The sequence below is a fragment of the Candidatus Angelobacter sp. genome (assembly GCA_035607015.1).
Classification (GTDB): Bacteria; Verrucomicrobiota; Verrucomicrobiia; order Limisphaerales; family AV2; genus AV2.
The window spans coordinates 1-8,379 of record DATNDF010000315.1 but is presented as its reverse complement, the minus strand read 5'-3'; the positions used below and the strand labels follow the sequence as shown (position 1 = coordinate 8,379).

At 59.6% G+C, this 8,379-nt stretch carries 6 protein-coding genes; 2 read left to right on the top strand and 4 right to left on the bottom strand.

Features of this window, described 5'->3' with window-relative positions; all coding sequences use genetic code 11:
• The first annotated feature begins 197 nt into the window (after positions 1-197).
• On the top strand, positions 198-1,496 hold the full coding sequence (gene rsmB, locus VN887_12595) for a 16S rRNA (cytosine(967)-C(5))-methyltransferase RsmB (protein HXT40844.1): 1,299 nt from the start codon (positions 198-200) through the stop codon (positions 1,494-1,496).
• A gap of 54 nt (positions 1,497-1,550) precedes the next feature.
• On the opposite strand, the gene VN887_12590 is transcribed toward rsmB, so the two are convergent.
• Positions 1,551-3,149, bottom strand: coding sequence for a hypothetical protein (locus tag VN887_12590; GenBank protein ID HXT40843.1), 1,599 nt, complete (start codon positions 3,147-3,149; stop codon positions 1,551-1,553).
• A gap of 283 nt (positions 3,150-3,432) precedes the next feature.
• Positions 3,433-4,773: a DNA polymerase IV gene (locus tag VN887_12585; protein ID HXT40842.1), complete on the bottom strand. Its 1,341-nt coding sequence runs from the start codon at positions 4,771-4,773 to the stop codon at positions 3,433-3,435.
• Between the two features lie 117 nt (positions 4,774-4,890).
• Between VN887_12585 and VN887_12580 the strand changes: the two genes are divergently transcribed.
• Positions 4,891-6,912: a DNA topoisomerase IV subunit A gene (locus tag VN887_12580; protein HXT40841.1), complete on the top strand. Its 2,022-nt coding sequence runs from the start codon at positions 4,891-4,893 to the stop codon at positions 6,910-6,912.
• Positions 6,913-7,307: 395 nt separating this feature from the next.
• Here VN887_12580 and VN887_12575 read toward each other — a convergent pair whose 3' ends face one another.
• On the bottom strand, positions 7,308-7,682 hold the full coding sequence (locus tag VN887_12575) for a VOC family protein (protein HXT40840.1): 375 nt from the start codon (positions 7,680-7,682) through the stop codon (positions 7,308-7,310).
• Positions 7,679-8,379 (bottom strand): hypothetical protein (locus tag VN887_12570; GenBank protein ID HXT40839.1); only part of this gene is annotated, 701 nt, incomplete at its 5' end. The genes VN887_12575 and VN887_12570, both read right to left, overlap by 4 nt.

The window sequence follows — 8,379 nt, the reverse complement described above, 5'->3', positions numbered from 1 at the left end:
GCGCGAAGACCGTGTCCACCGTCTTGATCTTGCCAAAACCCCAGCTCCGGTGTATGCCAAATCCGCTCTGGATGAGCAGGGTGAGTGATTCGACATGTTGCCGCCCGATCTTGCCGGCGGCGACCAGTTTCTCCAGCTCTTCTTTCATAAATCGTCAAAAAACTCGCTCGCAATGTTAGAGGTGACATTATTAGGCCGTGCGTTTTCAAAAACCAAGAGAAATTGCCGTTCGCGTCCTGTTGCATCGCGAAAAGGGCGCGGATTACGTGGAAAACGTGCTCGACCGCGAGCTGCCGTCGCTTGCGCCCGCGGACCGCGCCCTATGCCAGGAGATTGTCTACGGCGTTGTTCGCCGGCAGGCCACACTGGACTGGCTCATCGCCCAAAAGACAGAAGGGCGAGCGCAGAAAACAGCGCTTCAGATCCTGCTCCGCCTCGGTCTTTACCAGATGTTCTGGCTCGATCGTGTGCCTGATCACGCCGCCGTGAATGAAACCGTGGAACTCGCCCGGCAAATGGGGTTCGGCCCGCAATCCGGTTTCGTCAACGCGCTGCTGCGCGGCTGTGCGCGTGAACGAGACGCCGTAAAAAAGTCTCTGGAAGAACTCAGGACCGCCCACCCACACCTCGGTTACTCGCACCCCGGGTGGCTTTGCGACCGCTGGCGCCAAAGGTGGGGTGACGGAAAACTTCGCCAGCTCCTCGAGTGGAACAATACACCTCCGAAAACTTACGCCCGCATCAACACGCTCAAGATCGACGCCGGCAGGCTGCTTGAACAATGGCGGAACGAGGACGTCGAATACGACTTTATCAGGCGCGATTGGTTCGAGGAGAATCTCATTTTCGAACTCAGGTCCCACCCGCCGCTCACGGAACTGCCGAGTTTTCAGCAGGGACTGTTTTACATCCAGGATCCCGGCACACTACTCGCGGTGTCGATGCTCGACCCGCAACCGGGCGAAACCGTCCTCGATTTCTGCGCCGCGCCCGGCGGCAAGACGACTTACATGGCGCAGCTCATGCGGAACCAGGGTCGCGTCGTCGCACAGGAACGGCAATACGACCGGCTGCCGTTGCTCCGCGAGAACTGTGAGCGCCTCGGCGCGACCTGCGCCGAGGTGGTGCGTTCCGACGGCCCGGTCTTTCCCGAACTCAACGTTCACTTCGACCGCGTCCTGGTGGACGCGCCGTGTTCGAACACGGGTGTGATGCGGCGCCGCGTTGACTTGCGCTGGCGGATTCGAGTGGAGGAAATTGAACGGCTACGCGCCGTGCAACTCGAACTGCTCAACGAAGCCGCGTCCATACTGAAGCCGAATGGTGTGCTTGTTTACAGCACGTGCAGTCTTGAGCCGGAGGAAAACGGCGGCGTCGTGAATAAGTTTTTGGCCGGTCACCCCGAATTCAAACTGGAAAGCGAACGTGAACTGTTGCCGTTCGAGGATGGGGTTGATGGGGCGTTTGTCGGCCGCCTGCGCAAAACGCCGCGATGACCGCCACTTGTTCGGCCCGTTATTCACGCGCCGGCCTGGCGAGGGCCCGGAGGTTTATTGACTCGCCAGGCGGAAGAATCCTTCGGCGCCGGAAGCGGGCAGCAACACCGTGGCCCGGTTGTTGATGATGGTGGGCATCTGCGTCACCGGCGACCAGTCAGGCGGCACGAGGTTGGAAGTCCGCTGAAGCCGGAAACCTGTGGCCGCCGCCGGCCATGAAAGCTGCACACTTGGGCCGGACGCCACGATCGTCAGTTCGACCGGGCTGATGATGAGTTCGGTGATTCGCGTCGCCCAGGTCGACGCGCCGCTGGGATACATCTGGATGGTCCAAAAACGCTCCGGGTCTGACGGGTCCAGTGTCGTGGCGCTGTAGTCGCCCCAGCGGCTGATGCCGCTCGAAGGGTCGGGCAGTTGGTAACTCGCCGCGCCGGCTTGAAGCAGGATCGGATTTCCGAAGGTCAGCGTGCCATTCACCGTTTCGCCGACCGCGGCGTAACAGCTCACAAACACATTCGAGCTGGCGCCGTTACAGGCAATCACCACGGTCCCGGCTTCGTTCGCCGCAATGGAAGGGTAGAAGAAATGGAGGTTCGCGTCCGAGATGGTGCCGGCCTGGAGCAGAGAGTTGTCCAGCGCGTTGATTTTATACCAGCGCACGGCGGCCCGGTCGTTCATCTGCACCGCGTGCGCGGCATAAAGGATGTCGCCGACCCGGCGGACGCACCCGTCGAGACGCGCGTCGCCATCATCCAGGTTGGACGTGCCATCCGGCTGCGGCGGATTAATTGGTACGGAATAAAGCGGCACCGTCAGAACCGTCGGCGTGCCAAGGATGGCACCGCCGGGTGCCGCAGCGTTGTCGATAACCGAGGCGACCATTGTATTGTGTGGTTGGAAATCAATGCCCACGTTTCCAATGGCCAGAACGGTTTCCGGAGTCGATGCGGTGCCGGTGGTCATGGCCGGCTGGAGGACATCGCCGCGCGCGCTGTAACCAAGGATTCCGAAAGACGTGCGCCCTGCTGCGCTCGGCGGGTTTGCCAGCAAAGCGTCCTTTGGGATGGAGACCAGTGCGGATCCGACGTTGTTGCCCGTGCTGTTCAACATATCACCGGCCAGATAAACCCCGTCGGTATCCACGCCCAGCGTCGGGAAATCCGCAAAATTTCCGTTGGCCGGATCCGCAACGAATGCGACGCCGCGCCACACTCCAGTGGGGTCGGCACTGGCGGAAACGGCCAGTAAAAACCGGTTGCTCACCAGGTTGTTCGGGTCGAAGTCGATCATCGAGGCAAACCAGCGCTGCGAGTACGCGTCGAAGACAATACGCGGATCGGACACGAAGAGATTCGCTGAAAAGTTCAGGCCGGAGTCCTTCCAGAAGGTCAGGTCCGTCTTGGTCTGCACCCGGCTGCCGTTGCTTTTGTTGTAAACCGAAAACCGTCCGTTGATCAACTCGACGAAGTGAATCGGCCCGGCCGCACCGTTGCTGTCCGGAGGAGAACCGGTGGCATCAGTCCCCAAAATGCTGCCGGTGAAATTCTGTCCGATCTGGACGACGATTGCCGCCGGGGCTGGCGTGGCGAAAAGCAGAAACCCAGCGGCCAGACAACCGGTGGACTTCCTTGTAAAGTCGCACGACAATCTCATGCGGCCTGATCGCCGCGTGTTCCACGCCCGGCGCGCCGCGCCCCCCGGAATTCGCGCTGCACATGCAACGGGCCGGTGTCAATTGATCTCTTCTTCATCTCTTTCGCCCGTCATACGGCGTTTTGGCGCGGGCGCCTGGAAAATGCGACAAATGGAGCCTCCCGTCAAACTGTGAATGACTGTCGTATCCGTATCTCCTGGATTTGATTGAAGATCAGCCTGGCTCTGCGGCGAAATCATGTTTGCTTCGCGTCGATGCCCGCAAACCGCGCGCCGCCGTCGTTCAGTGCCGGTCGTGGTGATGTTTGCTGACCTTGGTGAGGCGCCTTTCCCATTCGCTTTTGTGGGCGAGCGGATCGGCGTCGGTGCCCCAGAGTTTTTTGATCATTTCACGTTGCGGCACGAACGGGCATTTGGCCTTGGGATTGCGGTGAACGTCGTCGAGTTGTCGCAGCGCCAGTTGCGCCCCGGTCATGACCACCGGTTTTTGAAATTGTTCGTTGAGTCTGTGCGCCGCGTCGTCGAGCGCGCCCCAGCGTTCGGCGTCGGTTTTGCCCCAGAGCGTCGGGTGCGTGTCCAGGCGCGACAGGTTCCAGAGAGCGACGCGAATCTGGCGCACCGGTTTGAACTGATCGTTCATCACGTCGCGGAAGAGTTCCTCCAGCACGGCGTTGATGACCGAATTCTGAAACTGCGGCTCGCGAAAACGATGGCCGGCGCCCGCCTCGGTGAAATCGTTGAACCGGATCGTGAGGCCGAGTTCGCGCGCCTGCAATTGCTCGCGGCGCAACTGCCCGACCAGCCGCGTCATCTCGCTCAACGTGAACGTGAGCGCGGCCTCGTAATCCGGTTCGTCGTTCGGCAGGGTCGTACTGCTGGAAATCGTGGTGCGGTCCTTCACTTCGAGCAGCAACGGTTCGTTCCAGCGGCCATTGGCGAAGAGCCAGAGCTGCTGGCCCCAGATGCCGAATTTTTGCCGGAGCAACGTCGAGGGCAGCCGGGCCACATCGCCAAACGTTTTCGCGCCCAACGCCGAGAGGGCGCGTTCGCGTCGGCTGGCGATGCCGGAAAGTTCGCGCACCGGGCGTTCCTTCAAAAACTCCTTTTCCTGTCCCCGGGGAATTTCGATGAAACCCGGCTTGGCGGCATCCGTGGCCAGCTTGGCCAGACGCGAGGAGTTGGCCAGTCCGGCCGAAACCGGCAGACCGACCTCGCGCCGGACCCGTTCGCGGATTTCCTTCACGTAATCCGCCGGGGTCGTGCGCCGCCAGACATGCTGATCCATGGTCGTGAAATCGAGGAAACCTTCGTCGATCGAAATCGGCACGAGCGTGGGCGAATATTCCTCGAGGATGCGGAACATCTCCTGCGAAAGCCGGCGGTAATCATCGTAGTGGGGCCGGCACAGGACGCCCTGCGGACAAAGCCGCTTCGCCTCGAAACAGGCCATGCCGGTCTCCACGCCGAACTTTTTGGCGGCCCGATTGGCGGCGATCACAATGCCGTCTCCGTGCCTCCCGCCGCCGACCCAGACCGGACGGCCCTCCAGACCGGGGGCCAGAGCCACTTCGCAACTGGCGAAAAAACTGTCGCCGTCAACGTGCAAAATGCGGATCGGATTCATGAGTGGCTAAAGCGGCCCCGTACCCAAGCACAAATAATCTCGCTGTCAATCGCCGCGACGGGCCTCTTGTTCAATTTCTTGACCCTCCGGGCGCATTTGCCAGTATTCAGCGACAGCATGAGCGCAGCAAAAAAAACCGAAGTGATCGCGGAAACCGGAGCCTCGCCCGCCAAACCGCGCAATGGCAGGCCGGCCAAAATCGAACTGCCGCTGCATCGGCGTGTGGACACCAGTTTCCTCCAATACGCCTCCTATGTCATCCGCGATCGCGCCATCCCGAATCTCGCCGACGGGTTGAAGCCGGTACAACGGCGCATTTTGTGGTCGCTGCACGAGAAGGACGACGGGCGTTTCATCAAAGTGGCCACCATTTCCGGTCATTGTGCGCAATACCATCCGCACGGCGAAGCGGCGATTTCCGACGCGCTGGTCGTGCTGGTCAACAAGCGCTACCTGATCGAAGGACAGGGCAACTTCGGCAACATTTTCACCGGCGATCCCGCGGCCGCGCCGCGTTACATCGAGTGCCGCCTCACCGAACTGGCGCGCACGGAAATTTTCAACGACGACCTCACCGAATTCGTGCCGAGCTACGACGGACGCAACCAGGAACCGGTTTCACTGCCATCCAAATTGCCGCTCCTCTTGATGCTCGGCACCGAAGGCATCGCGGTCGGCATGTCCTGCAAGATTCTGCCGCACAATTTTACGGAATTGCTCGAGGCGCAGATTGCGATCCTCAAGAAGCAGTCGTTCAGATTGCTGCCCGATTTCCCGACCGGCGGCCTGATGGACGCCCGCGAATACAAGGACGGCTCCGGCGGCATCAAGGTCCGCGCCAAGATCAAAACCCGGGACGACTCGACGGTCATCATTAAAGAGATTCCGCCGACGACCACGACCGATTCGCTCATCGCCTCGATCGAGGACGCCGCGCGCAAGGGAAAGATCAAGGTCAGGAGCGTCAACGATTTCACCTCCGAGGAGGTCGAGATCGAAGTCAAGGCGCCGGGCGGGGTGAACGCGGAACAGCTCGTGGATGCGCTTTACGCATTCACCGACTGCGAGGTCACCATTGCCAGCCGCATCATCGTCATCAAAAACAACCGGCCGGTGGAGATGACGGTGAGCGAGGTGCTCCGGGAAAATACGGCGCAGCTCGTGGACACGCTGAAGCGCGAGCTTCAGCTCAAGGAAAAGAAACTCGAGGACGAACTGCATTTTCGCACACTGGAGCGCATCTTCATTGAGGAGCGGATTTACAAGAAGATCGAGCAGTGCAAAACCAACGAGGCTGTTGTTGCCGCGGTGCACAACGGTTTCAAACCCTTCCGCCGGCAACTGCTGCGCGAATTGACCGGCGCCGACGTCGAGAGATTACTCACGGTGCGCATCCGCCGCATTTCGCTTTTCGACATCAACCAGCATCGGGAGGAGATGGATAAGGTGAAGGCAGACCTCGCGGAGACGCGCAAAAACCTGAAGAATCTCACCCGATACGTCATCAGCCACCTCGAAGGGCTGCTCGAAAAATATGGCCCGTTGTATCCGCGCCTGACGAAATCGAGCCGCTACGACGAGGTGGACGCGAAGGAAGCGGCGTTCAAGGCCTTCAAGGTCGCGTACGACCGCGAGAGCGGCTACGTCGGCTACAAGGTCGGCGGCGAGGAATTCAAGGTGGACTGCACGAAATTCGACAAGATTCTGCTCGTGTTCAAGGACGGGACTTACAAGGTGACAGAGCTGCCGGAGAAAATGTTCGTGGGGCCGGAACTGTTTTATTGCGGGCTGCCTGATCGCGAGACGGTGTTCACGTGCGCCTATACCGACCGCAAGGCCAGCTACCTCAAACGGTTCAAGTTCGGCGGGACCATCCTGAACAAGGCGTATCTTTGCATTCCGGACAAGTCGCGCATCCTGTTCTTCGCGCCAGACACGCCGAAGATTCTTTACGTCCGCTACAAACCCGCGCCGCATCAGAAGATCAGCCAGCAAACCTGCGAGCCAAAACAGATCGAAATCAAAAGCCCGAAGACACGCGGACGGCAGATCTCCAACAAAGACATTTCATCGGTCACCGCCGAACCGACCCGCGGTTGGGACGAGAAGGCGGCGACGACACAGATTGTGTTTGCTTGACCCTTCGTCGCAACGTGCGGTGTGATTGCGGACAATTCGTTTGAATCTCCCGTAAAACGTTTTCAATCCAATGTGAATTACGGCAACTGCTTGATTCAATCCTTTACCGCTGTCACAAATTCGGCCAAGCCATGATCAGCTTTGCCGGCATCATACAATTGATTTTGTCAGCTACCAGTGGACCATACTCTGTTCCACCCAATGGCGGAATAATTGAACTTCCGTCAAAGGCGGATCGCAACAACCGCTTGTAAAAATCCTTGTCGCACTCGAATTGCAGCAAGGCCGGAGTTTTGGTAAGTCCTGCTGCTTCGGACAAAGCGGGTATGTCCAAGAGATACCACCGCTCAATATGTGGGTCCGGCACGGCGGTAGATGCGGCGTCGTTTGAGCATTCACTTCGCGGACGCAGGAGTGAACAGTTCAATCACATGCCCGTCCGGATCGCGGAGGAAAAGTTGCGAGGCGCCGTCAGGTCGCGTTTTGCGTGGCTGGTGTTCGACACCCAACGATTTGAAATGTCGTTCCCATGCGTCAAGGTCGTCCACCTGTAGAGCGAAATGGTTGCCGCGATGGTGCGAGAACACCGGTTCAGCGCGATCACCCAAGAGGTGAAGCTCCTGGTTCGAGCCGAGCCGGAACCACGCGCCGGGAAACGTGAACGCCGGGCGCGGCATGGACTCAAGCCGCAACACGTCGCGATAAAACCGGCAGCTCTTCTCGACGTCGCCCACGTGAATCGCGACGTGGTTCAATTCCCGGATCTTCATCTTGAAGCGTCGGGAAGGTGAGCGGTCCAATGTGTCAGTCGCCGAAAAATCTCCCAATTATCCTGTCCTTTGATGGCGACGCCGCCAACTCCTTGCTCGTCGAACGCCCAATCGGCAAGCCAGCCCGAGTCGGTTATGACGATGACGCGTCCCTTCCCCGGTTCGGCAGTGGCAAGCAGGCAACCGGCCTGGTCACGCGCGCCTTTCTCCGGCTTCTGGTTCAGGTCGTTCATTACCAGCGCGCGCGGTTTCGCCGGACTCGCCGAATCGAGCAATAACAGATCGCCGGTGTAGTAGGCCCAGCGAAGTCCTCCGATGATTGGCGTCTCTTTTGGCAGCACGAGTTTCTTGGCATCGGTGTAGAGGTTCGTAACCTGAATCCCGAAGTGCGCGAGCAGCTTGTTCATGTCGTGCACCTCCAGGTTATGATTTTCCTGGTTGCCGGAGACGATCAGACCGCCGCCGTTTTGGACGAACCCGGTCAGCGCTTTGATGTCCGCGTCCGAAACGTGCGGTGGCGCCGGGTTGTTCTTCACGGCCTTGTCGCTCGGATTGGCGATGAGCAACAGTTTCACATCCGCAAGCGTCTGGCGTGTGAGCGGCTGGTTGTGGATACGCACGTCGAAATCCGCGCGCAGCCGCTGCATGAGTTGTTTGTAAGCGCCGTCGGGTTCGTAACGGTTCTCGCCCTGCGCAT

Excerpts from the sequence above, each read along its gene's own strand:
- VN887_12580 (HXT40841.1), top strand. The coding sequence starts at position 4,891 with ATGAGCGCAGCAAAAAAAACCGAAGTGATCGCGGAAACCGGAGCCTCG.
- VN887_12585 (HXT40842.1), bottom strand. The coding sequence starts at position 4,773 with ATGAATCCGATCCGCATTTTGCACGTTGACGGCGACAGTTTTTTCGCC.
- VN887_12575 (HXT40840.1), bottom strand. The coding sequence starts at position 7,682 with ATGAAGATCCGGGAATTGAACCACGTCGCGATTCACGTGGGCGACGTC.
- VN887_12590 (HXT40843.1), bottom strand. The coding sequence starts at position 3,149 with ATGAGATTGTCGTGCGACTTTACAAGGAAGTCCACCGGTTGTCTGGCC.